Source organism: Paraburkholderia lebeckiae, assembly GCF_050436325.1.
Taxonomy (GTDB): Bacteria; Pseudomonadota; Gammaproteobacteria; order Burkholderiales; family Burkholderiaceae; genus Paraburkholderia; species Paraburkholderia tuberum.
Map to the genome: position 1 here is coordinate 567,897 of NZ_JBNDLZ010000002.1, position 24,177 is coordinate 592,073.

The window sequence follows — 24,177 nt, forward strand, 5'->3', positions numbered from 1 at the left end:
GCCCGTTTATGCCGTCGCGTTCGACGTCGCGCCGAGCGACGCGTCGAACGCCTGTTGCAGCGCGTGCTGGTCGAGGTCTGCGCCGATCAGTACGAAGCGGCTCAACGCGCCGTCGCCATTTTCACCCGCTTGCCAGCGCCGGTCGAAGTAGCTGTCGAAGCGCCGGCCCACGCCTTGGATCACGAGACGCATCGCCGCGCCCTGCAGTGCCGCGAAGCCTTTGACACGGTAAATCGTGTGGGTTTCGACGAGCGCCTGCAAGGCGGCGAGCGCCGCGTCGCGCGACGGTACGGATGCCTGCACGACGACCGAATCGAATTCATCGTGGTGATGGTCGGGGTCGTCGGCGGAACCGTGGTGGTCGTGACGCAGGTGGATCGTCTCTTCCGAGGCCGCTTCGAGGCCCAGCAGCGTATGCAGGTCGAGCTGTCCCCGCTGCGCGCGCACGATCTTCACCTGCGGCGCAATCTCCGCGCGGATCGCGGCTTCGACCTCGTGCTGCCGCGCGTCGTCGAGCAGATCGGTCTTGTTCAGAATCACCAGATCGGCCGCCGACAACTGGTCTTCGAACAGCTCGTGTAGCGGCGACTCGTGATCGAGATTCGGATCGGCCTTGCGCTGCGCATCGACGGCGAGCGGGTTATCGGCGAACTGGCCGCTCGCGGCGGCCGGGCCGTCCACGACCGTCACCACCGCGTCGACCGTGAAGCCGTTGCGGATTTGCGGCCAGTTGAACGCCTGCACGAGCGGCTTCGGCAACGCCAGACCCGACGTTTCGATCAGCACGTGATCGAGTTCGTCGCGGCGTTCCGCGAGTTTCTCCATCACCGGGAAAAACTCTTCCTGCACGGTGCAGCACAAACAACCGTTCGCGAGTTCATACAATTGCCCTTCGGTCTCGACGCCGTTTTCATCGCAACCGATGCCGCAGCCCTTGAGGATTTCGCCGTCGATGCCGAGCTCGCCGAACTCGTTGACGATCACCGCGATGCGCTTGCCGCCCGCATGCTGAAGAATGTGCCGCAGCAGCGTGGTTTTGCCGCTGCCGAGAAAGCCCGTGACGATCGTGACGGGGATCTTGCGCAATTGAGTTTGCATCGTGAGGTCCATCCCTTGGCGTTGATCGGTATGCCGGAAAGTCCGCGCGTGGGTCCGCGTCGGCTGGCGAATGGAGCGAATGAAGCACGCGCAGCAGTACCAGCGATCACCAGACACGGGGACGAACGACGGCATTGCCGCGACAACGGAAATACAGAAAGCGGAACTGAGGTCATGAACGCGCCACCGCATCCCCGCGGCGGTCGTTCTGCTTCTTTGGGCCGGTATCCGGGCTGGCGAAAGCGCCGCTTCCCCTTCCCGGCCGAGTGGTTTCTCGGCCAGTGGTGAAATGTCCATGCGACCTTGCGCGAGGACATCGAAGCCGGCACTGCGGTGCCCGGCTATCAAGCCGGAACCGCTTTCGCTTACCGTTGCGGGGACAGCACAGGTTAGCCGCTCCAGAGCAGCTGGCTCCCTGTTTCCCGTTTAACTGCATGCGCACGAGCGCGCACGCGAGCACCCAAAGTGCGTGCGAGTGTAGGCCCGCGGACTTGCGCAGTCAAGCAACGTACAGAGCCGGAAAGCGCCGCCGTGGCTTATCCGGCAAGGCGCCATGTGCTATCGTATGCGCGCGTTTGGTGCCCGCACATGCGCTCGCGTGTGCAGTTAAACGGGAAACAGGCAGCGCCTCGCGCGTTCAACCTGTGCTGTCCCCGCAACGGTAAGCGACCTGCGGCGCGCGATTCGATTCGCCTTCGATTCCGACGTGCCGCGCATGCGTTTTTTGATGCCACTGTCCCGCGAATCCACAAACCGGGACGGGAAGGCGAAGCGCATGAGGCCGCCAGCCCGGATACCGGCCAAACGCGGAGGCGGTGCCGCATTGCATCCGTGCATCACGTGGCGCCGCCGGCCGCCGGAATCCGCGGGGAACGGATGTGAAGGCGTAGCAGCGCGGCATCGCGCGTGCCCGGATTCGCAGTTCCGCATGACCTCTATATTCACCGCCGCGCGCGCTGTCGCACGCCGCTTCTCTTCTTCCATCACCGCATGGCGCGCGCCATGCACGCTGCGATGACGCGCGCCTGGCTGATCGGCGCCGGTCCCGGCGACGTCGAACTGATCACGCTGAAGGCCACCCGCGCGCTCGCGCAGGCCGATGTCGTGCTCGTCGACGATCTGGTGAATCCCGACGTGCTGCAGTTCGCACGCGCCGACGCGCAAGTCGTGTACGTCGGCAAACGCGGCGGCCATCCGTCGACGCCGCAAGCCGACATCGTCGCGCAAATGCTCGGGCATCTGCGCGCGGGGCGCAGCGTCGCGCGGCTCAAGGGCGGCGATCCGTTCGTGTTCGGCCGCGGCGGCGAAGAGTTGCAGGCGCTGCAGGCCGCCGGTATCGAAGTCGACGTGATCAACGGCATCACGGCCGGCATCGCGGCGCCCGCGGCGCTCGGTATCGCGGTCACGCATCGTGATCACGCGCAGGGCGTCGTGTTCGTCACCGGCCACGGCGCCGGCAGTGGCGAACCGGACTGGGCCGCGCTCGCCGCGACGCGCATGACGCTGGTGATCTACATGGGCATGCGCCGGCTCGGCGAGATCGCCCGCGCATTGCTCGCGGCCGGCATGTCCGCCGACACGCCGTGCGCGGCGATCGAGTCGGCGACGCGGCCTGAGCAGCGTCATGTGCTCGCGCCGCTTCGCGAGTTCGCCGAGGCGGTGGCGCGCGCGGGGCTCGGCTCGCCGGCGATCGTCGTGATCGGCGCTGTGGCGTCGCTCGCACTGGCGCGTGATGCGGCCAAACGCGACGCCGGCTTTGCTCACGAACTGGCAGCGAGCGCGACACGACACGGACTCGGACGCGCGACCAAAACGCTGAGCGTCGGCATCGGTTGCCGCTTGCACAGCGAAGCCGCTGAGATCGAAGCCGCGGTGCGCGCAGCGCTCGGATCGAATGCCTTCGAGCAGATCCACGCCATCGCGACGATCGACACCAAAGCCAACGAAGCAGGCCTGCTCGAATTCTGCTCGCGCCATCAGCTGCCGCTGCAACTGTTCAGCCGCGAGCAGATCGCCGCCGTACCGGTCGCGTCGCCGTCTGCGGCGGCACACGCGCATCTCGGCGTCGATGGTGTGTGCGAGCCGTGCGCGCTGCTGGCGGCAACGGCGCCGGACTCCACCACAACCGCGCGAAACGCGCGTCTAATCGTACGCAAGACCACGCACGCCGGCATCACGGTGGCGATCGCAGCGGCGAACAACGCTGCCCTTGGCGACGCGCCCCCATCCCATCCCGCCTCTCAAGACCAGGACCCTCGATGAAAACCGATCCGGAATCGCATCAACGCATGACCGAACGCCGCCGCGAAGGCCACGAAAAGAAGCAGGCCAGCGCGACCGTCGAAAAAGGCCTGCTGATCGTCAACACCGGCACCGGCAAGGGCAAGAGCACGGCCGCGTTCGGCATGGCCGTGCGGGTGCTCGGCCACGGCATGCGGCTCGGCGTCGTGCAGTTCATCAAGGGCGCGCTGCATACGTCGGAGCGCGATTTCCTCGGCGCGATCGCGCAATGCGATTTCGTCACGATGGGCGACGGCTACACGTGGAACACCCAGAACCGCGAGGCGGACATGGCGACCGCGCGCAAGGGCTGGAACGAAGCGCGGCGGATGATCGAAAGCGGCGACTACCAGATGGTGATCCTCGACGAGCTGAACACCGTGCTGAAGTACGAATACCTGCCGCTCGACGAAGTACTCGCGGTGATCAACGCGCGTGCGCCGATGTTGCACGTCGTCGTGACCGGACGTCATGCGCCGGACGCGCTGATCGAAGCCGCCGACCTCGTCACCGAAATGCGCGCGATCAAGCATCCGTATCGCGAGCAAGGTGTGAAGGCGCAGCGCGGCGTGGAGTTCTGAGCGATGTCGGCGTCCTACAACGGGGCTTCGTCCGGGGCGCCCCCCAAGGGGACTTCCTTCGGGGCGTGCCCCGCGCTGTTCATCAGCGCGCCCGCGTCGGGACAAGGCAAAACCACGATCACAGCCGGTCTCGCGCGCTATCACCGGCGGCTCGGACGTCGCGTGCGCGTGTTCAAGACCGGACCGGATTTTCTCGACCCGATGATTCTCGCGCGCGCGAGCGGCGCCCCGGTGCTGTCGCTCGATCTGTGGATGGTCGGCGAAAGCGCATGCCGCAACCTGCTCGCGCGGGCGGCGCAAGAAGCCGATCTGATCCTGATCGAAGGCGTGATGGGCCTGTTCGACGGCACGCCGAGCAGCGCCGATCTGGCGGCCACGTTCGGCGTGCCGGTGCTCGCGGTGATTTCCGCGCAGGCGATGGCGCAGACCTTCGGCGCGCTCGCGTTCGGCCTTGCGCGCTTCAGGCCGCAACTGCCGTTTCATGGCGTGCTCGCGAATCGCGTCGGCTCCGCCCGGCATGCGCAGATGTTGCAGGAAGCACTGCCGCCCGGGTTGCGCTGGTGCGGCCACCTCGCCGCGAGCGACGAGATCACGCTGCCCGACCGCCACCTCGGCCTACACCAGGCCGATGAAATCGACGATCTCGAAGCGCGCCTCGAACGCGCGGCGGATACGCTCGCGTCGACCGCGCTCGCCGAACTGCCGCCGCCGGTCGATTTCGGCGTGCCCTCGCCCCAAGTGCTGCCGCGTCTGCTCGAAGGCAAGCACATCGCCATCGCGCGCGACGCCGCGTTCTCGTTCATCTATCCGGCCAACGTCGCGCTGCTCGAAGCGCTCGGCGCGCGGCTCAGCTATTTCTCGCCGCTTGCCGACGAAGCGTTGCCCGCCGGCACGCACGCGCTTTATCTGCCGGGCGGGTATCCCGAGCTGCATCTGGCGACGCTCGCGGGCAACTTGACCAGCGCGGCATCGATCCGCGCGCACGTCGAGGCGGACAACCCGGTGGTCGCCGAATGCGGCGGCATGCTCTATCTGCTCGACACGCTGACCGACGCGCAAGGCACCAGCACGCCGATGCTGGGCCTGCTGCCCGGTCACGCGACGATGCAAACGCGCTTCACGTCGCTCGGCATGCAGCAGATCGATGGCGTCCACGGCACGCTGACCGGCCACACGTTCCACTACTCGAAGCTCGCGACGCCGCTCGCGCCGCAGCGCTTCGCCACGCGCGCGCACAGCGACACGCCCGGCGAAGCGGTGTTCCGCGTGGGCCCGATTGTGGCAACCTATATGCACGCTTACTGGCCCTCCAACCCGGCTTTCACGGCCGCCCTCTTTCATGGCGAAGCCTTTTGACGACTCCGAGCGCGATGCGGTCTATCGCGCGATTTACGAACGCCGCGACATGCGCCACTTCCTGCCCGATCCGGTCGATCCGGCGGTGCTGCGGCGTCTGCTCGACGCGGCGCATCACGCACCGAGCGTCGGCTACATGCAGCCGTGGCGCATCGTGCGCATCACTGACGCGGCGCTGCGCACGGGCTTGCGCGACATCGTCGAGCGCGAACGGCTCGCCACCGCCGACGCGCTCGGCAAGCGCCGCGACGAGTTCATGAAGCTGAAGGTGGAAGGCATGCGCGAATGCGCGGAGCTGCTGGTGATCGCGTTGATGGACGGGCGCGAGCGACACGTCTTCGGCCGCCGCACGCTGCCGGAGATGGATCTCGCGTCGGTCGCGTGCGCGATCCAGAACATGTGGCTCGCCGCGCGCGCGGAAGGACTCGGGCTTGGTTGGGTGTCGCTGTTCGATGTCGACGCGGTGCACCAGCTACTGGCGATGCCGGAAGGCGCGCGGCCGGTCGCGATACTGTGCCTCGGCCACGTCGCTGCGTTCTATAGCGAGCCGATGCTCGAAACGGAGCGCTGGGCGAGCCGTCTGCCGCTCGCCGATTGCGTGTTCGAAAACCGCTGGCCGCGAGACGAGCCGACGCAGGAATAACTGATACTCGCGGCCCCGGCGACCCGAGGCTGCGTTTTAACGCTGCAGCGGCTCCATCGAGTCGACGTTCGGCACACCGCTCGTCTTGTCGATGCTGAGCTTCACACGCCAGTCGGCCGGCGCATCGAACGGCAGCTTCGCGAGCGCGGTTTTCACGAGCAACGGCAGTGCATTCAGCGGGTCCGCATCGCGATCCATGAACACCGCGCCGACCTTGTAGCGCTCGGTGCCGCTCGCATAGTCGAAAAAGCGCAGCGTCAGCGCGTGCTGATACTTGCGCCCAAACAGCAGCGCGCCTGGACCGTCGCCGCCCGCGCCGCAATCGGCGGGCGCGCAATCCTCACCGCCGATGCCGATCGACGCCGGCCGCGTGCTATACGCCATCGACAGCAGATAATGCGCGGGCTTGCCCGCCGTATCGACGAACCCGTGTTTCGCCAGCTCGTCGCGCAACAGCTTTTCGACTTGCGGATGGTCGGCGCTGTCGTCCTGCGGCTGCGTGCGCGCGAGCGAATAGGTCTGCTCGCCTTGCAGCGCAACGGCGCGGTCGGCGTCGTTAGCGGAGACGGTGTGCACGTCGGCGCTCAGGCCCGCGCAAGCGGTGAGGCTCGCCGCGGCCAGCGCGGCACAGAGGTGAGCGATCTTTGCCATTTTTTGTTTTCTCTCTAGTACATCGAATACATCAAAGGCGCATCAGGCGCGCGGTGCGATCGATTCGTCGAGGGGCGCGTCGTCGAGCGCGGGCAGCCAGATCGTGAATGCCGTCCCCTCGCCGGGCGCGCTGACGACTTCGACGCTGCCACCGTGGCGCGTGACGACGGTTTTGACGAACGCCATGCCGAGTCCCGCCCCGCCCACTTCCGGCCGCTCCGCCTCGTGAAAACGGCGAAAGCGCTCGAACAATCCCGCTTGCTGCTCCTCAGGAATGCCATAGCCCTGGTCGCGGATCGTGCACGACACGCGCGGCGCCTCGCTGCCCGCGCGCTTTGCCGCCGGCTGGCCAGCGAAGCTGCATACGATGCGCGTGTCGGGCGGACTGTACTTGACCGCATTGTTCAGGATATTGACGAGCGCGCGTGTCATCAGCGAGCGGTCGGCGCAGATCCAGGGATCGTCGTCGGCGTCGTCGCCGGATTCCGTATGCAGCGCGATGCGCTTCGCATGCGCCTGCGGCCAGACCTCGTCGCTCGCATCGATGACGAGTTCGGTCAGACTCAGCGGCTCGAGCACATAGGCCTGCGATTCGGCGCGCGCCAGTTGCACGAAGTCGTCGGCGAGCGTAAGCGCGCGTTGCGCGTAGCGTTCGATGCGCTCCAGCACACTGCGCGCGAGCGCAGGCTCGGTCCGCGCGCGCTCGATCTCGACCAGCGCAACGATCGACGCCTGCGGCGAGCGCATGTCGTGCGACAGCAGCCGCAGCGCGTCTTCGCGCTGACGCTCGGCTGCATGCAGCGCCGACACGTCGACGAGACCGGCGATCCAGCCGGTCGCCTCGCCCTGCGCGTCCGTGCAGGTCGCATAGCGCAGCAGATGGTCGCGCTCGTTCGCGTCGCGCACCTCGACGCCCTGCGCCATCAGCGCCGCGAACTCGCCGCGCGTCGGATCGAGGAGCGCCGGCCAGTGCGCGTGCGCGGACAGATTGCGCTCGTTGTCCGTGGCCGCGCCGGTGTCGATCGTCTTCACGAGCGTGAGACCGCCGAGCACGCTCTGCATCGGCTGGCCCTCGGGCATCGGCGCGCCTAGCCGAGCGAAATGCGCTTTCGCCGCGTGATTCGCGATCAGCACGACGCCGGCCACGTCGCTGACGAGAATCGGCTCCGGCACGCTATCGAGGCTGTCCCACACGAAGCGCTTCATGTCCTGCACCCGTTGCGCGGCCTGAGCCATCAGCGCCATGTGCTGCGCGAGCACGTCGCCGCCGAACTCGCGGCGGCGCTTCGGCGTCTCGGGCAACAGATGCGGCTCGTCGGCGAGACGCTGCAGTTCGCCGCGCAGATACGCCATCGTCATTTCGAGGCGTCGCCAGTTCCAGATCGGATAGACGATCACGACGCCGAGGATCGCCGGCACCGGCGAGATCCACAGCCTGCCGCCGTACAGCAGCAGCGCGCTGCCGGTCGCGGCGAGCAGCACCAGCGCGCCGGTCAGCAACAACGAGCGGCGCGGCGACAGCACGAGGAAGCCGGCGAGCAGCGCGGCGAGCGGCCCGAGCGCCGCCGCGAACACGACCCACAGCGCGACCGGCTGGATCTCGCGGCCGCTCAGCAGCGTGTCGAGCACGTTCGCGTGGATGTAGACACCGGGCAGCGGACCGAGCTCGCCCGATACCGGTGTCGCGAAGCGGTCGTACAGACCCGACGCCGTCACGCCGATCACGACGATGCGCCCGCGCAACTGATCGGTCGGCACCTTGCCGGCAAGCACGTCGGCGAAACTGAGCTTCGGGTAGTTCGCGGCGTTCGGGCCGAACGGAATCAGGAAGCGCTCTTCGCCGCCGTCGTCGCTGCCGCGCGCGGGCTCGTTCGCGGGGCGCGGCGGCAGGCCGCCGCGCAGATGCAGCTTGCCGTGTTCGACCGCGTCGGCGACGAGCACCGTGAGTTGCGGCCAGCGCGAGCGCTCGTCGTCCTGGAAGCGCGCGACGCTGCGCACGATGCCGTCGCTGTCCACTTCGAAATTGATGTGACCGAGCCCGGCCGCAGCCTGCGCGAGCGGCGCGACGGGTTCATCGACGGTGCGCTTGCCGCTCGCGTCGGGCGGCGTCAGCAGCACGGGCAGATAGGTCGGGCTCAGCGCGATTGCGTGGGCGAGCTGGGCGTCGTCGGCGTTGGGCTCCGTGAACAGCACGTCGTAGATCACCGCGGCGGGTTTGGCCGCGGCGATCTGTTCGAGCAGCCGCGCATGCACGCTGCGCGGCCACGGCCAGCGGCCGAGCGCGTCGATGCTCGCGTTGTCGATCTCGACGACGACGAGGTCGGACATCAGCGGCTGCTCGCGCAGCTTCAGAAACTCGTCGTACACCAGCTGATCGATGCCGGCGCCGACGCGCCCGAACGACGTCAGCAAGATCACCACGAAGCCGAGACAGCCAACGCTGACCCACTCGATCAGAAAGCGCCGGCCGGCGCGCCGGCCGAGACGGGCGCGCGGATCGAGGCTCAGTCGCGTAGAAGTGGCGGGCAAGGGACGATGTAGTCGGGAACGGGAGGACGGACCGGCCAGCAGGCCGGCCCCGAGAATCTATCAGGGTCAGCGCGCAAGCGTAAAGGAGTGGACCGGACTGCTCTTTTCGTAGAAGCGGCCGTTGTCGAACTGCTCGGCGACGATCGTCCAGTAGTAGATGCCCGGAGGCAGATCGCTGATCACGAGTTCGCCGCCCGGCAGATCGGGGCGATCGATTACCGGATGACTCAGTTCGGCCGTGTTCGCGAGCAGGAAGCGGAAACGGGTCGGCACGTTGCTGTGGCTGACGAACCAGCGGAACTCGTAGTCGCGGCTACCCGCGCGCTGCGCGGCCGAAACGTCCAGCCCCAGCTGGCGGCGCTCGAACGCGTACACGTTCGGCAGGCCGTCGAGACCGTTGCTATCGGTCGACGCGACGCGCACGAAGTACGTGCCGTCGGGCAGATCGCCGAAGTCGGCATGCGGCGCGCTCACGCGCAGGTCTCGCACCAGGTCCAGTTGATCGGCGTCGTGCGAAATCTGCAGCCGATAGCCGACCGCGTGCTCGGCCGGGTTAACGTCGAACGCGACGCTCTTGCCGTCCTGCACGCGCGCCGGCCGCGCGAGCGCGGGTGCTGGCAACAGCTGAACCGGGCTGCCGACCGCGCCGCCCGAGTGCGTGACGTTGCCGAAGCTTGCGTTGACCAGCTGCTCGGACGCCGGCAACGGCCTGCCTGGCGCCGGCGCGGCGCTCTGGCCATGCTGGGTGGCCGGATCGACGCCGACCGCGCCGTCTAGCACCGCCACCGCGGTGGTTTGCGTGTCGCGGTCGTAATCGACGCGGAAACGCGTGCCGCGCACCCCGGCGACCACCGAAGGCGAACGGATCTGGAAGCGATCGTTGCGTCGCGTGGCATGCGTGACCTGGCTCTCGACCTCGCCGGCGCGCAGCTGAAAGATGCGATCGGCCACGCCGGTCAGCGTGACGTGCCGCAGTCTCTCGATATTGAGTTCGCCGTTCTGCGCGACCGTCACGTATGAGCCGTCGGGCAGCTCGAGCGTCGCGAACCCGTTCGCGCCGGTGCGCAAGCGATCGCCTTCGGCAAGCGTTTTACCGGTTTTCAGCGGCAGATAGGGGCTCGAGTCGAACGCGCACTCGACCAGACCGCTGGTCGCGACCACGCGAGCCGTGTCCGGATCCTGGCGCAGCCTTTGGGACGGCAAACGCAGCACGATGCCGGCCGCCATGCGGCGCGGCGCGGGCACGTGATTGAGGCTGCTCAACAGCGCCCAGTCGGTCGGATCCGCCATGTAGCGGGCGGCGATGTCATACAGCGTGTCGCCCTCGCGTGTCGTGTACGAAGCGTAGACCGGCGCCGCCTTCGCTCCGGCCTTGCCGCGCGCGGGCTGCGCGTGCGCGAGCGCGCTCCAGCCGGTCGCGCCCGTTGCAATCAGACAGGCCGCGGCAAGCCACGCGGCGGCGCGGCGGCCGGGCATGGCGGCGCTGCCCGATGCCGCCCCATCCACGCAGACCGTCACGCTTTCCCCGCTTCTTCTGTGGGTTCGTCGTCGGCAGCCGGTGGGGTGTCGGTTTCGATCCGCTCGAGGCGGTAGCCATAGCCGTAGATCGGCGTGAGCCGATAACCGTGCTCGGGGCGCAGACCGAGCTTGCTGCGCAACATCGACACATGAGTGTCCATCGTGCGCGACGGGATGTCCGTGGCCTGCTTCCAGATCACGTCGAGAATGTGTGCGCGCGACAACGGCCGGCTCATATGCTGGAACAGCAGCAGCGCGAGTTCGAACTCTTTCTGCGTGACGGATACCGGGGTGCCGCGGACCACGACGTGCTTGACGCTCAGGTCGAACTCGAAGTCGCCGAACACTTCCCTGGTTGCCGGCGGCTTCAGGTAATACGCGCGCCGCAGCAGCGAGCCGACCCGCGCGAGCAGCACGGCGCCCGACACGGGCTTGACGAGATAGTCGTCCGCACCTGTATTCAGAATCGAAGTGATGTCGGTTTCGCGGCTGCGGCTCGTCATGAACAGCACCGGCAGGCGCTCGGACAGGCTTTCGCGCACCCAGCGAAGCACTTCTTCGCCGGACATGTCGGGAACGTTCCAGTCGAGCACGAGCAGATCGAACGTCTGACGACGCAACTGGCGCACGAGTTCGCGCCCTGCGCCATACGCGTGACAGACGTGTCCAGCGGCGGACAGCGTTTGACACACAAGGTCGGCCTGAGCCGAATCATCATCGAGGACTGCAATTCTCATAACACCCCACAACGCAACAGCGCCTTCATGGCTGACGGCCGGTATACCGGCTGACGACCGGGATGACGGCGCAGCACCGCCGATCCGGCTACCCAAAAAATTCCGGCTGCTACTTTCTGATTAATGGTCCCTCACCGTACCCCGCCATGACGCTGCTTTCATGAAACTGAAATCAGCGCATGAATCTAATTTCCATAGCGATTATGCAGGGCAGATCATGATAATCGAAAACCCTCTTTCTTCCCGCTTGCCGGCACCGGCAATCCGTCGCGAAAAACCCTAATCGAAAACGGCTGACGCGCTTTTCAGGTTTCTGGGGTCTGCCAGCACTGGCCGGCGCCAAGGAGGAAGTGACACTGCGGACGGCAAATCCTTGCTGGAGCGGCTTTTTGTCCACGCCCCTTTATCGGCCTTAAGATTCCCTTCAGGTACTCTTATTTAACAATTGCGTGTTCAGTATAAGAATAATCTCAAAAGAAATCGTTTAAACATTGTTAGATTTCGTCTCGGGCGAGTTGTCATTCGAGGTAATCGCCTTGGTCTGGAGCGACTCAAAGCCCCTCGTTTTGGATAAGGCATTCGATACTGCTTTACATTGTTGGCCGAGCGATGACGCGCCGCGAGACGGATCGTCAGCGGGTGATGCGCAGTGTTAAGGCCGCCGGCAAAAAAAATGCGGCGCTGCCCCTGTCGAAGCAACGCCGCTCACAAAACACTACACACGCTCGCCGGGGTCTAACCGCACGAGTAACGTCAATTTAGCCCGGAGAAAAGCTCTGCTCAAGATGAAAGAACTTCCTTTGTAACCGTTGGCGAAGTAGTTATTACGCGCCGTACCAGCGCGCGCGACGCGGAAGTCTTACACAGCGCGAGTTCGAAATTGGTATGAGTTGAAGCCCCAATCGACGGTAATTTACATACACAGATGTTTGGTTACAGCATGGCCCCCATTGGCGTTGCTGCGGCGCGTCAGATTTCCCCCTGCGTGCCTGCGTGGCCCGTCTGCGTTGCCTCGTTCGGTCGCTTGCTCGCGCGGTCAACGCGCGCCTTCGATGTCCGGCATCGGCGCGAACAGCGCGTCGAGGTCGTCGTCCGAAAACTTCGCGGCGCCGGCCGCATCTTCCGTGAGAATGCTGTCGGCGAGCCCGGCCTTGTGCTCCTGCAACGCGACGATCTTTTCCTCGATGCTGCCGGCCGCGATCAACTTGTACACGAATACCGGCTTGTCCTGTCCCAGCCGATGCGCGCGGTCGGTCGCCTGGTTCTCGGCGGCCGGGTTCCACCACGGGTCGTAGTGGATCACCGTGTCGGCGGCGGTCAGGTTCAGCCCCACGCCGCCGGCCTTCAGGCTGATCAGGAACAGCGGCACCTCGCCCTGCTGGAACCGCTCGACCGGGCTCACGCGATCGGTCGTGTCGCCCGTCAGCATGACGTACGGGATCGCGGCTTCGTCGAGCGCCTCGGCGATCAGCGCGAGCATGCCGGTGAACTGCGAGAACAGCAGCACGCGGCGTCCCTCCTCGATCAGCTCGGGCAGCATCGACAGCAACAGATCGAGCTTGGCCGAGCGCATCGCGCGCTCGCCGCCCCCCGTGGCAGCGCCGTCCGCGATACCGCTGGCGGTGCGCACGAGCCGTGGATCGCAGCACACCTGGCGCAGCTTCAGCAACGCATCGAGCACGATGATGTGGCTGCGCGCGAGCCCCTGTGCGCTGACCGCCGCGCGCACCTTCTGCTGCATCGCCGTGCGCACGGTTTCGTAAAGGTCGCGCTGCGCGCCTTCCAGATCGACCGGACACACGATCGTCGTCTTCGGCGGCAGCTCCTTCGCGACCTCGTCCTTGCGACGGCGCAGCATGAACGGCCGGATGCGGCGCGCGAGCAACGCACGGCGCACGTCGTCGCCGTTCTTTTCGATCGGATTGCGCCAGCGTCGCGTGAAGTCCTTCTGGCTACCGAGAAAGCCCGGCAGCAGAAAATCGAACTGCGACCACAGCTCGCCGAGATGATTCTCGAGCGGCGTGCCCGTCAGACACAGCCGATGCCGCGCCCGCAAGCCGCGAATCGCCTGGGCGGCTTTGGTGGTCGCGTTCTTCACGTACTGCGCCTCATCGAGAATCAGCAGATGATAGTCGTGCTCGGCGAGCACCTTCTGATCGCGCCACAACAGCGCATAAGTGGTCAGGATCAGCTCGTATTCGCCGATCTGCTCGAAACGCTCCTTTCTCTGCGGCCCGTTCAGCACCAGCACTTTCAGCTCAGGTGCGAAGCGGCGCGCTTCCTCGCGCCAGTTGTGCACGAGCGTGGTCGGCACGACGATCAGCGCGGGATGCTTGAGCCGCCCCGCTTCCTTCTCGGCGAGAACATGCGCGAGCGTCTGCACGGTTTTGCCGAGGCCCATGTCGTCGGCAAGCACGCCTGCCAGATCCTGTTCGCGCAGGAATTGCATCCAGTTCAGGCCCTGGTGCTGGTAAGCGCGCAGCTCGGCCTTCAGACCGCGCGGCACCGGCACTTCGCGCAGACCCGGACCGGCTTGCAGACGGCGTGCGAGCTCGCGGATCGAATCGTCGCCGCTGAACTGCCAGCGGCCGGTGTCGTGCAGCGCATCGAGGCGACCCGCATCGACCGCGGGCACGCGCAGCGGCGCGCCTTCGGCAAGCGCGCCGCCGAGCGAATCGAACAGATCGACCAGCACGCGCACCACCGGCTTCAGACGATCGGCGCGCAACCGCAGGCGCTTGTTCTCCTCGGTCTTCAGCTCGATCGGCTCGTCGTCTCGAATACTCTCCAGCGCGCCAGAGAGCCAGCGCCGGTCGCGCCGGAAAAGATCGGCCAGCAGCGGCTCGAGCCGCACGTTGCGCTCGCCGACGCGGATGCCCATCTCCAGATCGAACCAGCCGTCGCCGGCCTGCTGCGCGGTGCCGTCGATCGCGTCGATCTCGATCACGTTGTAGCGGAACTCGGGCGCCATCGCCACGCGCCAGCCCTTCGCGACCAGTTCCGGCACCGCGTCGTTGACGAACTCGGACCACGCGTCGGTGTCGGGCAGACCGAGCATCGTGTCGGGCAACAGACGCGATGCATGCAGGTTGCGCGTCGGCACCTTTTGCAGACCGGTCTTGCGCAATTCCAGCAGACGCTTTTTCTCGGCGTCGTAGCGCCGGCGGATGTGAATCACGTCGCCGCCCGGCAGCGGCACCAGCGTCACGCTGCTGTCGGCGTTGATACTGACACCGTCGTAGTCGAAGCTCGCGGCGGCCAGTTCTACCGCGGCGGACTGGCGCTCCGCGGCCTTCGCGGCCTTCGCGGCCTTCGCGGTTTTCGCCGTTTTGATGCCCTTCCCCGCGCCCGGCAGCGCATGGCTGTTCAGCGTCAGCACCGGCACCGGTTCGACGTCGATCGCGCGAATCGCGGGCGCGTCGTGGGTCGGCGGCAGCGGCAGCTCGGGCGCGATCTCGCGCAGCACCGACGCGACGAGCGGCGCCTCGGCGAGCGAGATCGGCGGCATCGCGAGGTAGTCGGGCAGTTGCTGGAACGGCAGCGACAGTGGCACGATGCCCGCCTCGTTGGCGACGCCGTCCACGTACCAGACCGGTTCGGTCGGCAGCACCATGCTCGCGCGCGGTTCGGTGCGCAGTACCGGACGCAGGCGCTCATCGGCGAGCGGCTCCCATTCGATGCGCCCGAGACGGTCGGCGGCGCGCGCGAGCGGCGTCGGTCCGGCCTCGCCCGGCGCGATCCCGAAGTCGAAGAACAGGCGCCCGGTCGCGATCAGCTTGCGCAGCGTTTCCGCGCCACTCGTGCCTCGCAGTACGAACTGGCCCAGGTCCTCGCGCGAGCGACCGAGCCATAAGCCGCGGAGGATCGACAGGTCTTCGTCGGACACGAAGCGCGGCTGCCTGAGCAGCGCGCCTTCGACGTCGCCCCAACTGTCGCCGACTTCGACGATCACGCCGTGCGCGTCGCAACGCGCGCGATGCAGCACGACTTCGTGGCGCATATGAAAACGCGACCAGTTGAGCCGATAGACGAGCGTTTCCTTGCGCGTGGCGTCGACCTTCCGGGCGGCTTCTTTTTCGGCGGCGGCGTCGGCCGCGCGGGCGCGCGCGCGAAAACGCTCGAGCCAGCTGACCAGTTCGGGTCGCACACCTTGAGATGAAGATGAAGATGGAGACGGTGATGGCGCCGGCGGCGCGCCCGGCACCGTAATCCGCCGCGCGATGAACGCCTCCGACGTCGCCGGGTCACTGTCGTCCTCGACCTGCGTGATGTGATCCATCTCGTCGTGGTAGTCGAGTTCCGCGAGCAGCAGCGCCGCGACGTGCTTGCAATTGCGGCCGACCGGGCACGTGCATTTGCCTTCGGCCGACGGCGACCCGCCATCGGTACGAAAGCGAACCCGCGTCAGGTACGGCTGCGGCTGCGAGCCCTGCACGTCGCCCGACAGCGTGTCTCCCTGCCATTTGACGTTGCTGACCGCGCCCACCGAGCGCGCCTTGGCGACGGTGCGCTCACCGAGCCATTCCGCAATCCTTTCCCGATCGAAGAAAACTGATGACATCCGCGTGCATTCCTGTTCAAACCGGCGAAGGCAAGCGCGTATGGACCATGACGGGGCGCCGCGCGACGCCCGGCCGATTCTGTCCAGCTGCGATTTGCCAGTGATAACCGGCCATTTTACGCGTTGGACGAAAATCGCCAGGGCGGGGGCGATCTGGACAGTTCGGGAACAACCCGGTCAAGTCGCGGTTCGACCCATATTAGCGTTCGCCGCGGGCCATGCTGCCCCACACTCCGTCGCGCAGGATCAGCCCATGCAACAACGCCGCAGCCAGATGCAGCAGCACCGTCGCGAACAACGCCAACGCGAGCCACGTATGCAGCGCGCGCAGCAGCGCGAACAGCGCGACGTCATGCGGTGCGATCGGCGGCAGATGCAGCGGACCCAACAGCGTGACCGGATAGCCGGCCGCCGATAGCATCGCCCAGCCGATCAGCGGCATCGCGAGCATCAGCCCGTACAGCACGACGTGCGACGCATGCGCCGCGATTCGTTGCGGTTTCGACATGCGCGCGGGCAATGGCGGACTGCCGCGCATCACGCGCACCGCGAGCCGCACCAGCACGAGCAGCAGCAACGCGATGCCGAGCGGCCGATGCAGCGCGACCAACGCATCATGGGCACGCGATACCGTCGCCACCATGCCCACGCCGATAAACAGCATCGCGACGATCAGCGGCGCCATCGTCCAGTGCAGCAGCCGCGCGAGCGGACTGAAGTGAGTGCGGGTGCGCGTCATGAACGCTCTCCGTTTGGCTGGGTTCGATGGATCTCGGGATGCAGCGCCTCCGCGCGCGTGCGGCGTTGGAACGACTGTGCGTAGGCCGCCGAGCGCGCGGCAAGCAACGGATCGTCCGATGGCGCGATGCCGGCGGGCACGATCGTCGGATCGAAGTTGATGTCGCGGCAGGCGCCGTCTTCCTGCGACGTCGTGCGTTCGATCACGAGCGTCCCGGCGTCGACGCGCTGGCGGTCGTCGGGCCACTGCAGCGTCGCGTCGCTGGTCGGGTCGCCCGGTTGCGCGACGGTCAACAGCAGATGCCAGCGCAACGGTCCGTGTTGCAGACGCTCGTCGAGATCGGCGGCGAGGAAGTTCTTTTCGGCCTGCTGCATCGCGGTGATCGGCGCGTAAGGCGTGTCGGGCACGACGGCCCAGCGCACGGCGCGCGTCGTGCCGTGAGCATCGGTAAACAGAAACGCGTCGATGCCGTAGTACGCGGCGTTCGCGAGGCTCGACGACGGCGCGTGCGACTTGACCCAGCGCTGGAACGGCTGCGTCTCGGGATTGGCCGCGTAGAACGCCTTCAGCTTCGCGGGGTCCGGTTTGCCGGTCGCAGGGTCGGGCTTCGTGGCCAGCAATTGCTGATAAAACTGCGCAGGCGTATGCACCGCGAACACCGGCGTCGAGTTCATGCCGGTACGCCATTGTTCGCCATCGCGAAGCCGGAACTGCAGCGCGAGACTGCGCACCGGCGAGCTCGTATCGGGCGCGGACGGATTGCCGCCGGGCACCGCGAAGCGACCCGACACCGGCGTGCGGCCCGGCGCGAACACTGCCGCGTGCGACAGCGCCGCGCCATTGCCGTTGCTGTCGAAATAGCCGTCGACGCACAGGCCCTTGGCGTGATTGCGTCGATAGCCGGGATGCGGGCCCGCGACCGCCTCGAACGTATCGATGATGCGCGGGGCGGTCAGACGCGCGGGCGTGAGCCACCCCGCGGTATAGGCGAAGCCGCCCGCGAGCGCGAGCACGACCGCGCCGATCGCGGCGAGCCGGCAAGGCACGCAGATCGGCCTCGGGTCGGAGCCGGCGGGGTTGGGTTTGGGTACGAAGGGCGGTGTCACGGAAACTCCTTGCCGGATGGATCGATGATTCGATCGACGAATCGACCAACGTACGGGCGAACACGCCTCGCTACGGTCTATTCCATCCGGCCCCGGCGCGCACATTCAAACCCATTCGCGCGCCAGTGGCCGATCTTGCTTCAATGGGTGCCAACGGCCGGCGCTCCCGAGTTCGCGACGTGGCTCGCGGCGAGCGCCGCTTGCGCGGCGAGCGCCTGCTTGCGCTGCTCGACCTGACGTGCAAACACGGGACTGACATCGGGATACGACGCGTCGGTGATGTAGTCGAGACCGTTCTGCTGCGCCTCGATCAGTTCCTGGTACACCTGAGCACGTGTCTTGCCCTGCGCAAACGCGCTCGACGAAGCGGCGAGAACGACGAACGACATAGCAACGAACGAAAGCTTTTTCATGATCGACTCCTTGGAGAGTTGTGCGGGTTCGCACCAGGGAGAACCACGGATGGGCAGCGTTTATTCCTGTATTCGCGGCGTGAAAAAAACATCGCCGGCGCGGGGAATAAATGTCCCTGCCGCCGTGTTAGCCGTCCGATAGCAGCAATCAAGACCGCGCATCATCATGACCTCGACTCACCGCCCCTCCAGCGCTCCGCCCTCCGAAGACGACATCCAGGCCTATGCGGACGGCACGCTGACGCCCGAGCGCGCCGCGTCGCTGCGCGACTATCTCGGCAAGCATCCGGCGGAAGCACGGCGTGTCGCCTTTTACGACCGCTTGAACGCACAGATCCAGGCCACGTTTCAGACCGCTGAGGAGCCCGCGCCTGGGCGCCTCGGCGGATCGCGCCCGCTGCGCATGCGTCCGCAACCGGGTGGTCGCGCACGCCGAACGCTTGTCGCGCTCGTCGCGCTCGCGCTGATGCTGAGCGCCATCAGCGGCTGGCTCATGGCGACTCAGGTGTCGGCACGAGCGCTCGACAATGCCGCCGTGATGGCGCTCGCCGAAGCCAGCGCACGATCCTTTTCCTCGGCATCGCCGACGCGCGTCGATCCAGCCGCGCCGGATCTCGGCGCGATCGGCCTGCGCCTCGTCGAGCAACGCGTGCTGCGGCTCGGGCCATTGCAGCGCGCGGACGAACTCGTCTATCTGAACGGCGACCAGCAACCGGTGGTCGTGCTGTCGGCCGCGGCGCCGTTTGCGCAGGAAGAGCCGCAGTGGGCCGCGCGCCGCATCGGCGAGCTGCGGCTGTTGACGTGGACCGCGCGGCGGCAGCGTTTCGTCGTCGCGGGCAATGCGCGCACCCACGGCCTGATGCGCGCCGCCGACGTGATGAGCGCGCGCTGACGCCGGTGCGCGCGGCCCTCGCGGAATAAAATGCGCTGACAGGTGTTTGCAGTTCGAACGCATCGTGCGACGGAAGCCTGCGCGACCGGACCGGCGCGTATCGATACCGACGCGAGTAAAGCCGATGCCACCCCTACGCCCCTTGACCGGGATCAACCATGGATGTCCGTGACGAGCTGATCGAGCACGTACCGCGTCTGCGGCGCTATGCGCGAGCGCTGATCAATAATCGGGAGCTCGCCGACGACCTCGTGCAGGACACGCTCGAGCGCGCGCTCGGCCGCACCCGTCTGTTCCAGCCGGGCACCGATCTGCGCGCGTGGCTGTTCACGATCATGCACAACGTGTTCGCGAATCAGGCGCGCAAGGCGTCGGCGCGCGCGGTCCACGTCGCGGTCGACGACGACAGCATCGCCGAAAGCGAGCTCGCGGTGCCGTCGGGCCAGACGCGTTCGCTCGAAATGCGCGACCTCGACTACGCGTTGCAGCGGCTGCCGGTCGAACAGCGCGAGGTGGTGCTGCTGGTCGGTCTCGAGGAGATGAGCTATGCCGATGTCGCGCTCGCGCTGAACGTTCCGATCGGCACGGTGATGTCGCGGCTCTCGCGCGGACGCGAACGGCTGCGGGCTTTGATGGCGGGCGCCCAGCCCGGTGCGAAATTACAGGTGGTGCGATGAGCGAGCCGCAAATGCCGATCGGCGAAGAAGACTTGCACGCGTACGTGGACGGCACGCTGTCCGGCGAGCGGCGTGACGAGGTGGAGCGCGCGCTCGAACAGAATCCGGAGCTGGCCGCGCGCGTCAGCGATTACTTTTCGCTCAATGGTCTGCTTCACGAGCGCTACGACCGCGTGCTCAGCGAGCTCGTGCCGAAGCGCCTGCAGACCGGTGCGCCGCGCCGCGCGCGAGCGGCCGCGAACTGGCCGCGTTTTGCCGCGCAGTTCGCGGGCATGGCCGCGGCGCTCGTGCTCGGCGTGGGCATCGGCATGCACAGGAACGATCTGATTCCACCGGTTGCGATCGATCGAACCGGCCAAGGGACCGAAACGCAAGCCGGAAATCGTCCGGTCAGCGCGGACAGCGCCGAGGGCTTCGCGCGCCAGGCGGCGCTCGCGCACGTCGTCTACATGCCGGCGATCGACCGGCCGAGCGACATGAGCGCCGATCGCGAGCAGGACTTCGTGCAATGGCTCGCGAACCGGCTCGGCACCGAGGTCCATCCGCCGATGCTGTCCAGGAGCGGATTCATGCTGTCGGGCGGCCGCCTGCTGCCCGGCGACGACGGTCCGACGGCCCAGTTCATGTATCGCGGACCGAACGGCGAGCGCGTCACGCTGTGCATCTCGCATCGTCGCGAGAACGCGAATACGACCGCGTTCAAGCTGTATCAGGCGGGGCCCGTCAACGTGTTCTATTGGGTCGACGGCGATTTTGGCTATGCGGTGTCGGGTGGGATCGATCGCAAGGAGCTGCTGCAGCTCGCGCATGATGTCTATGCGCAGTTGACGGGGGCCGCGCCCGGTTGAACGCGCCGCGCGGTTCGCGCATCAACGTCGTGTCTTCTCCTGCCTCGACATGGCCGCGTCATCGCGCGCGGCGCCGCGCAGCTCACGCGGCGTTGCACCGAGCAAACGCGACATCCAGTGCGCCATATGGCTCTGATGCGCAAAGCCCGTTTCGAGCGCGATCTGGCTTGCGCTGAGGCGTCCTTGCAGCAGCAGCGTTCGCGCGCGCTCGACCCTGCGCTGCACCACGTACTGATGCACGGGCACACCGAGCGTGTCGCGAAACAGCGCCTTGAAATGCGGCACGCTCAGTTGCGCCTGCGCGGCGAGTTCGTCGAGCGTCAGACGCTGATCGAGATGCGCGTCGATAAACTCGATCACCCGTGCGGCCGTGCGCGGCGCGAGCGTACGCCGCCGGTTGCCCGGCATGGGTTCGACACCGATCAGACGCACCAGCATCGCCGTACACAGACTTTCGGCGTAGAGCGGATCGGACGCATCGTCCGCTTCGAGCTCCGCGCGCAGCGCCCAGGCGAGATGCTGAAAGCGCGGATCGCGCATCTGGAAGCGCGGACGCAGCTGCGCATCGGCCGAGTTCAACGCGAGTTGCTCGACGGTCCGTCGCGCGAAGTCCTCTGCAAACCAGACGCTGAAAATCGTGCAGGCGGCGTCATCGTTCCACTGACCTTCGAGCCCCGCGGGGATCACGTCGGCGTCGCCGTGCGCCTGAATCCGCGTGTGGCGGCGCGCATCGCACACACAGCGCGCGGTCACCGGCGCACCAACGTGCACGCCCACGCGATGATGGCGAAACGCGGGCATCCGATGCAAACCGGCCGACACGTTGACCAGATCCGCACCGAAGCCTTGCCAGCCAAGCGCCCTGCTCGTGCGCACGGCAATGCGCGAGCCGCTGTGCGGCGCAGGCGCGGGAATCGGGGTGACGGCATTCATCGCTGGTCTCCTGAGTGAGCTGAACGACGGCGAGATGTCTGCATTGTGCGGCGTTTTTGGCAGGTTCGCCGGCGTGACGGAATCTCGTAGCTCGCGAACAGCCAACGCGATTCGCGCGACCTGCGCGGCATCGGCGTAAAAAATCATCCATATCTGCGCAAAGTCATCCAGATCTGAGCGCCTCGCGAGTACCGCGTCCCTACCATCACGTCATAGCGATCCTCAAAAGGAGCACAACGTGTTCGTCATTTTCGGAGCGACCGGTCACGTGGGACACGCGAGCGCAACCGCCTTGCGTCGCGCGGGCCACCAGGTACGCGCGGTGGTGCGCGACGCAACGCAAGCCGAAGCGCTCGCGGCAATCGGCTGCGAGATCGCGATCGCCGACCTGAACGATCCACAGCTCGTCGCGCGCGCGATCGACGGCGCGCAGGCAGTGCAATGGCTCTGTCCGGTGCCGCGAGCGCATGACGATCCCGCGGCCGCCATGCGGCGCATCATCGACGCGGGCGTCGCGGCTTTGCGCATCAGCGCGCCAGCGCGGCTCCTCGCGCTGTCCGACTACGGCGCCGAGCACGCGGATGGCACCGGCATCACGACGCTGTTCCACTACCTCGAAACGCAGTTGCGCACCGTCGCGTCGCCGCTGATCTTGCTGCGCGCCGCCGAGCACATGCAGAATTGGGCGCGCGTGCTGCCGGTCGCGCTCGGCCGGGGCGCGCTGCCGAGTCTGCATGATCCGCTCGACAAGCTGTTTCCGACCGTCGCGGCGCAGGACGTCGGCGAGCTTGCCGCGCAGTTGCTGCTCGACGAAGGGCCTTCGCGCGCGACGCCACGGGTGGTCAGTATCGAAGGGAAAGAGCGGGTAAGCGCGCTCGATGTCGCGCGTACCTTGGCGGAACTGTCCGGGCGGCCGGTTATCGCCGACCGGGTGCCGCGCGACGAATGGAGTGCCGTGCTGCGCGGCGCCGGGCTCGGCGAGCGGCACGCCCAACTGATCGTCGATCTGTACGACGCGCACAACGCTGGACGCATCGACGTCGAGGCGAATATCAGCGAGCGACGCTTCGGTGCCACGACGTTGCGACAGGGATTGGGGGCGCTGCTATCGCGCGTGGCCGGTGCGGCAGCGACGGCGCGGTGATCCGCGTGGATGTCCGGCAAACGGACGGCGTGGCGCGGCACGAACAGCGTCGAAGGCGTTCGACACTGGAGAGACAGCATGCAGACCTGCCCGTTGCGTCGCGCATCGATGTAGCGTCAACACCGCCAACGCACCCGAGCTCACGCGCCGAGCGCTGGCTGCGCGTAGCGATAACGCTATCGAGCTTCATGGGGTGGCGCGCGCTTGCGAACCTGCTCGCCGCGATTCCCGACAGCAATGACGATTTCGGCGTGTTCTAGCTTCTGAGTCATAAGCCGCGGGCGGGTCAAGCGGCGCTGAAGGTGCCGGCCTGGTGGCAAGCACCGCGCCGCAAGCTGCCACCAACCCGCTTATCGAGCCGGTTTACTCATTCTCGTCGAAGTATTAAAGAGGCCTCGGCGGGCGGGCCTCCGGCGACCGACCTACGCCAAACCCTACGCCGGATCAAACCGTAAAACTTTGCAAATTAATGTCGCGTTTCGGCAACAGAGGAAAGAAAGGGGGACTCGCCGCTGCAGGACCGGACAAACAATCACTGCGTAAGCGCGTTCGGTCCCACTCCAACACCCACTCGATCGTCATCGGTGACGGGGACCCTTGTGTGTACGGCTTCTCCGGCCGGTCGGGAATGACGATACCGTCAGCCATACCGAAAAATCCAGTCGGCAGTTTTCAGCTCTGGACAGACCGCAACAGAGAATCCACGCGCACTTTCGTTCAAACATCGCGAACACAGGGCATCCGAATGCCGACTTCTTCAGGAATACCGTCTTCGATACCGTCAGGCACTTTCCAGCGCGATCCTGGCAAAGCTTGAAGAAGCCATGATTCCAACTGCGGCCATGTTACCGGCCGGAAACGATGCAAACCGTGCTGCAACCCCGGCGAGCGCAGCGGCCGCTCGACCGGAAGATGCTGCGCAACCACGACTGGCAAGTGTCTCAATCTTCAGCAGGCGCGATCAAACTCATGTCAAGGGCAATTGTGCGTATCGCGAAACCCCGCATCGGGGAGCCCGCGCGATTCTCAGAGCCGATCAGGACGCGCTAGCACGCGTCGGGCTGAGTCGGAGTTCGCCTCCATGGCGGGCCATCGTCCCGGCGCGCTCCACGTCGGCTTTCAAGGTACAACGACCATTCGTCTACTCGCACAGGGAGACTGGAGTTCGGCCTGAGCCGTCATTCGAGCATCGGTGCCGGTCAGACGGGTATGGGGTACTTTCCCGTCATTCACAGGTCGGTGGTCGGGAATGACTCGTCCCGCGGAAAGCGAACGCGTACTCTCGACCCACAAGAGCCACTGGACGGCACGCGGCGACAGACCGATATAACACCGGAAAGAGACGTTCGATAAGGCAGCTTTCGACTTTTTCTACGGTCGCCGATAGCGAACAGGTAGGTGGACAATAGTGATTACGCAGAGGTTTGCGTGACTGTAGCTGGACGCTGAAGCCACGTACCCGTTCAGGTAA

19 protein-coding genes, 1 pseudogene and 2 riboswitches are annotated in these 24,177 nt (G+C 66.4%); of the genes and pseudogenes, 10 read left to right on the forward strand and 10 right to left on the reverse strand.

Annotation, left to right across the window (positions count from 1 at the left end):
- Positions 1–6 precede the first annotated feature (6 nt).
- Positions 7–1,098 (reverse strand): cobalamin biosynthesis protein CobW, encoded by a 1,092-nt coding sequence (gene cobW, locus OKW44_RS05580; protein ID WP_275426087.1) that lies wholly within the window; start codon positions 1,096–1,098, stop codon positions 7–9.
- 202 nt (positions 1,099–1,300) lie between these two features.
- Positions 1,301–1,577: riboswitch (cobalamin riboswitch) on the reverse strand.
- Between the two features lie 80 nt (positions 1,578–1,657).
- A riboswitch (cobalamin riboswitch) is annotated at positions 1,658–1,917 on the forward strand.
- Positions 1,918–2,112: 195 nt separating this feature from the next.
- Here cobW and cobA point away from each other — a divergent pair.
- The 5 genes and pseudogenes from cobA to bluB form a co-directional block, all read left to right on the forward strand.
- Positions 2,113–2,850: pseudogene (cobA, locus tag OKW44_RS05585) on the forward strand (uroporphyrinogen-III C-methyltransferase); the annotation flags it as partial.
- Between the two features lie 75 nt (positions 2,851–2,925).
- Positions 2,926–3,360: a cobalamin biosynthesis protein gene (locus OKW44_RS05590; protein ID WP_348524891.1), complete on the forward strand. Its 435-nt coding sequence runs from the start codon at positions 2,926–2,928 to the stop codon at positions 3,358–3,360.
- Positions 3,357–3,959 (forward strand): cob(I)yrinic acid a,c-diamide adenosyltransferase, encoded by a 603-nt coding sequence (cobO, locus tag OKW44_RS05595; RefSeq protein ID WP_018421084.1) that lies wholly within the window; start codon positions 3,357–3,359, stop codon positions 3,957–3,959. Before OKW44_RS05590 ends, cobO begins: the two co-directional genes overlap by 4 nt.
- A gap of 3 nt (positions 3,960–3,962) precedes the next feature.
- Positions 3,963–5,315, forward strand: coding sequence for a cobyrinic acid a,c-diamide synthase CobB (locus OKW44_RS05600; protein ID WP_018421083.1), 1,353 nt, complete (start codon positions 3,963–3,965; stop codon positions 5,313–5,315).
- Entirely contained in the window at positions 5,299–5,958 is a 660-nt protein-coding gene (gene bluB, locus OKW44_RS05605) for a 5,6-dimethylbenzimidazole synthase (protein WP_018421082.1), read from the forward strand. Before OKW44_RS05600 ends, bluB begins: the two co-directional genes overlap by 17 nt.
- 36 nt (positions 5,959–5,994) lie before the next feature.
- Here bluB and OKW44_RS05610 read toward each other — a convergent pair whose 3' ends face one another.
- The 8 genes from OKW44_RS05610 to OKW44_RS05645 all read right to left on the reverse strand — a co-directional run bounded on the left by OKW44_RS05610 (position 5,995) and on the right by OKW44_RS05645 (position 18,212).
- On the reverse strand, positions 5,995–6,609 hold the full coding sequence (locus tag OKW44_RS05610; protein WP_018421081.1) for a DUF4136 domain-containing protein: 615 nt from the start codon (positions 6,607–6,609) through the stop codon (positions 5,995–5,997).
- A 42-nt stretch (positions 6,610–6,651) separates the two neighbouring features.
- A complete protein-coding gene (locus OKW44_RS05615; protein ID WP_018421080.1) occupies positions 6,652–9,138 on the reverse strand; it encodes a CHASE2 domain-containing protein in 2,487 nt (828 codons plus the stop codon).
- 66 nt (positions 9,139–9,204) lie between these two features.
- A complete protein-coding gene (locus OKW44_RS05620; protein WP_018421079.1) occupies positions 9,205–10,656 on the reverse strand; it encodes a FecR domain-containing protein in 1,452 nt (483 codons plus the stop codon).
- Positions 10,653–11,393, reverse strand: a complete 741-nt coding sequence (locus OKW44_RS05625) for a response regulator transcription factor (RefSeq protein WP_018421078.1) — start codon at positions 11,391–11,393, stop codon at positions 10,653–10,655. The genes OKW44_RS05620 and OKW44_RS05625 overlap by 4 nt, the downstream gene beginning before the upstream one ends.
- Positions 11,394–12,429: 1,036 nt before the next feature.
- A complete protein-coding gene (locus OKW44_RS05630) occupies positions 12,430–15,954 on the reverse strand; it encodes a DEAD/DEAH box helicase (RefSeq protein WP_018421077.1) in 3,525 nt (1,174 codons plus the stop codon).
- A gap of 199 nt (positions 15,955–16,153) precedes the next feature.
- A complete protein-coding gene (locus OKW44_RS05635) occupies positions 16,154–16,693 on the reverse strand; it encodes a cytochrome b (protein ID WP_018421076.1) in 540 nt (179 codons plus the stop codon).
- On the reverse strand, positions 16,690–17,799 hold the full coding sequence (locus tag OKW44_RS05640) for a catalase family peroxidase (RefSeq protein ID WP_026225923.1): 1,110 nt from the start codon (positions 17,797–17,799) through the stop codon (positions 16,690–16,692). Before OKW44_RS05640 ends, OKW44_RS05635 begins: the two co-directional genes overlap by 4 nt.
- 140 nt (positions 17,800–17,939) lie before the next feature.
- Positions 17,940–18,212, reverse strand: a complete 273-nt coding sequence (locus tag OKW44_RS05645; RefSeq protein WP_018421074.1) for a DUF4148 domain-containing protein — start codon at positions 18,210–18,212, stop codon at positions 17,940–17,942.
- Between the two features lie 166 nt (positions 18,213–18,378).
- Between OKW44_RS05645 and OKW44_RS05650 the strand changes: the two genes are divergently transcribed.
- From OKW44_RS05650 to OKW44_RS05660, 3 genes are all read left to right on the forward strand, one after another.
- Positions 18,379–19,104, forward strand: a complete 726-nt coding sequence (locus tag OKW44_RS05650; protein WP_018421073.1) for an anti-sigma factor family protein — start codon at positions 18,379–18,381, stop codon at positions 19,102–19,104.
- A gap of 158 nt (positions 19,105–19,262) precedes the next feature.
- On the forward strand, positions 19,263–19,781 hold the full coding sequence (locus OKW44_RS05655) for a sigma-70 family RNA polymerase sigma factor (RefSeq protein WP_018421072.1): 519 nt from the start codon (positions 19,263–19,265) through the stop codon (positions 19,779–19,781).
- Positions 19,778–20,629, forward strand: a complete 852-nt coding sequence (locus OKW44_RS05660) for an anti-sigma factor family protein (protein ID WP_026225922.1) — start codon at positions 19,778–19,780, stop codon at positions 20,627–20,629. Before OKW44_RS05655 ends, OKW44_RS05660 begins: the two co-directional genes overlap by 4 nt.
- A gap of 21 nt (positions 20,630–20,650) precedes the next feature.
- On the opposite strand, the gene OKW44_RS05665 is transcribed toward OKW44_RS05660, so the two are convergent.
- Positions 20,651–21,562 carry an AraC family transcriptional regulator gene (locus OKW44_RS05665; RefSeq protein ID WP_026225921.1) on the reverse strand — a complete coding sequence of 304 codons (912 nt, stop codon included), beginning with the start codon at positions 21,560–21,562 and terminating at the stop codon, positions 20,651–20,653.
- A 238-nt stretch (positions 21,563–21,800) separates the two neighbouring features.
- On the opposite strand from OKW44_RS05665, the gene OKW44_RS05670 reads away from it, so the two are divergent.
- Positions 21,801–22,706, forward strand: a complete 906-nt coding sequence (locus OKW44_RS05670; RefSeq protein ID WP_018421069.1) for an NmrA family NAD(P)-binding protein — start codon at positions 21,801–21,803, stop codon at positions 22,704–22,706.
- 5 nt (positions 22,707–22,711) lie between these two features.
- The gene (locus OKW44_RS05675; RefSeq protein ID WP_162633967.1) at positions 22,712–22,966 is read left to right on the forward strand and encodes a hypothetical protein; all 255 of its coding nucleotides are present in this window, start codon (positions 22,712–22,714) and stop codon (positions 22,964–22,966) included.
- The last annotated feature ends 1,211 nt before the right edge of the window (positions 22,967–24,177 follow it).

What these genes read in the sequence shown, in the direction of transcription:
- cobW (WP_275426087.1), bottom strand. Translation starts at nt 1,098, where the DNA reads ATGCAAACTCAATTGCGCAAGATCCCCGTCACGATCGTCACGGGCTTT.
- cobO (WP_018421084.1), top strand. Translation starts at nt 3,357, where the DNA reads ATGAAAACCGATCCGGAATCGCATCAACGCATGACCGAACGCCGCCGC.
- OKW44_RS05600 (WP_018421083.1), top strand. Translation starts at nt 3,963, where the DNA reads ATGTCGGCGTCCTACAACGGGGCTTCGTCCGGGGCGCCCCCCAAGGGG.
- bluB (WP_018421082.1), top strand. Translation starts at nt 5,299, where the DNA reads ATGGCGAAGCCTTTTGACGACTCCGAGCGCGATGCGGTCTATCGCGCG.
- OKW44_RS05610 (WP_018421081.1), bottom strand. Translation starts at nt 6,609, where the DNA reads ATGGCAAAGATCGCTCACCTCTGTGCCGCGCTGGCCGCGGCGAGCCTC.
- OKW44_RS05625 (WP_018421078.1), bottom strand. Translation starts at nt 11,393, where the DNA reads ATGAGAATTGCAGTCCTCGATGATGATTCGGCTCAGGCCGACCTTGTG.
- OKW44_RS05630 (WP_018421077.1), bottom strand. Translation starts at nt 15,954, where the DNA reads ATGTCATCAGTTTTCTTCGATCGGGAAAGGATTGCGGAATGGCTCGGT.
- OKW44_RS05635 (WP_018421076.1), bottom strand. Translation starts at nt 16,693, where the DNA reads ATGACGCGCACCCGCACTCACTTCAGTCCGCTCGCGCGGCTGCTGCAC.
- OKW44_RS05645 (WP_018421074.1), bottom strand. Translation starts at nt 18,212, where the DNA reads ATGAAAAAGCTTTCGTTCGTTGCTATGTCGTTCGTCGTTCTCGCCGCT.
- OKW44_RS05650 (WP_018421073.1), top strand. Translation starts at nt 18,379, where the DNA reads ATGACCTCGACTCACCGCCCCTCCAGCGCTCCGCCCTCCGAAGACGAC.
- OKW44_RS05655 (WP_018421072.1), top strand. Translation starts at nt 19,263, where the DNA reads ATGGATGTCCGTGACGAGCTGATCGAGCACGTACCGCGTCTGCGGCGC.
- OKW44_RS05660 (WP_026225922.1), top strand. Translation starts at nt 19,778, where the DNA reads ATGAGCGAGCCGCAAATGCCGATCGGCGAAGAAGACTTGCACGCGTAC.
- OKW44_RS05665 (WP_026225921.1), bottom strand. Translation starts at nt 21,562, where the DNA reads ATGAATGCCGTCACCCCGATTCCCGCGCCTGCGCCGCACAGCGGCTCG.